Here is a 1953-nt window from a genome sequence, read left to right as displayed (position 1 = left end):
CCGCGCTGGGCGATATCGCCGAAGCTGGTCGCGTGACCGGACCGATCGCCTTCACCGCACCGGCTGCCGCCGAGGGTGAGAACGAGGCCGCCGATGTGACGGTCGCCGAAAGCGAGCTAGGCGAACCGCCGGCCAAGAAACCGAAGAAGTGAGTCTCTGAGGTGAGCCGCCAGCGGCTTTTGTAGCGCAGCCGCTCACTTCACCCACATACGAGGGGCCTTTCCTTTGCATGAAGGAGAGGCCCCTCGTATATCCCGTCACTGTCTGCAACTAACCGTGCCCCCTTTTGCTCATATTCAGTCAAAATCGCGGGAAAAATGCTTTCGTGAGCGAAAAGGGGTATAAATCGCAGGCAAAACGGTCGAAATCATATCCCCTTTTGCTCACGTCCGTGCAGAATCGCCCTAAATCGCAAGACGTGCGCGCATAGAACCGTCCTTATCCCGTTCTCGGCTGTTCTCAGCGTACATTCCTGCCCCTGCGCACAAACCCGTACGCGAAAAATGGTTTTTATGGGCGTAATCTCAACGAATGCACAAGCGGAGGCGGAAATCGCAATCAAAAACCCCGAAACGTACCACGTAAGCGACGGAGCACTATCGGATTTAGCGCATCGCACAAACCGCGTGCTCTACAGCACCGGAACGGACAGGAGGTACTGCGGGCCAGCGGACGAATTTCCGGAACCGTTCCCACCCAATCCAGCCTGCAGCGCATCGTCGAAAACTTCCGCAGCGGCGGCCAATTCGACCGTCTCGTCAATCAAATCGCCATTATCCGGCGTGAAACCGGTTTTCGCCAAGCCATAGCCGGTAATTGGTAGCGAGCTGGCGGACGAATCCGCCGAACCGTCGGACGAATCGCCACCGCTGTTCTTCGAAGAGCCGTCCACTCCCCCGACTTTCGCCACATTCTTCGACGTGGTGTCCGCTGCGGCGCCGAACGACGGGCGTAGTCCGCCCGCGTAGCTCATCACATCATCCATGCTGATGGCGTTCTTGTCATCGACCAAGCTGGTCGAATCGGCGGTGTTGTTCTTCGCCTGCGCGCGTTCGGCCTTGCGTTGCGCACGGGACCGCCGTTTCTCGGCTTTCGCGCACAACGATTGGCTGGCGGAGGCGGAACGCAACGTGTCCAGCACAGAAGCGTCATCGGCAGCGCCCGATTCGGACGTGTCGTCATCCGAATCCAGCTGGTCGGCGAATCGCAGCACGATCTGGTGGAATGCGCTGGCCTGTCCGGTGTGCTCGCTGGCGTCCGCCAACGCGGTCATCGCCGCGGACACCTTGTCGGACGCGGTTTTGAGCTTCTCATTGTCTTTGATGCCGGCACGCACGTCGGCGATCGCCTGGGTTTCGTAGCTGCCAGCCGTGCCTGCGGTGGCGCCCAGTTCCTTAAGCCGAGCCGTGTATGCGTCGGTGAAATCCATCGAATACGGGATCATGGCCGCGGACAGCTGCGATTGGCCGGCACTGTAGTCTTTGGAGCCGCGCTGTTGTTCCTCACCGGCGCGCTTGGTGAGCTCGTTCACCAAGCCGGATGTGCCACGCTGTTCGATGGTGCGAATCACCTCGTCGACGGCGTCGGCCGCGCCGATATGCCGGTATGCGGCGCTCACGTCGTTGACGGCGTTGGCCAGGTCTGCCACGGATTTAGCTACGGAGGTATCGCCGTTCAGTTCGGACGCGGTGCCGAGAATGGCGGGAAGCTGTGTGGCGTTGCCGATCGAACCGGACAGATGCGTGGTGTATGAGCCCACGTACGCGTCGATGTAGCCGTCGAACGCCTGATCGTGCGCTTTGGAACGTACGGCGATGGTCTGTTTGGCTAGCGCTTTCTCGTTGTCTCTGAGCTGTTCCAGTTGGGCGATGAGCTTGCGGTTGCGTTGCGAGCCGACGTTGGTCAGACCGTCCACCAAGGTGGTTGCGCGCTTGGTCAGGTCAGGCAGTGATT

General features: G+C 60.3%; 1 protein-coding gene. It reads right to left on the bottom strand.

The features are described from left to right. Positions 1-631: 631 nt before the first annotated feature. A partial coding sequence (locus tag ACR0P8_RS09495; protein WP_432624822.1) for a hypothetical protein occupies positions 632-1953 on the bottom strand: 1322 nt, incomplete at its 5' end.

It is taken from the genome of Bifidobacterium sp., assembly GCF_050874245.1.
GTDB lineage: Bacteria > Actinomycetota > Actinomycetes > Actinomycetales > Bifidobacteriaceae > Bifidobacterium.
Note: the sequence above shows the minus strand (reverse complement) of the source record. Positions and strands in the feature narration are given on the sequence as shown.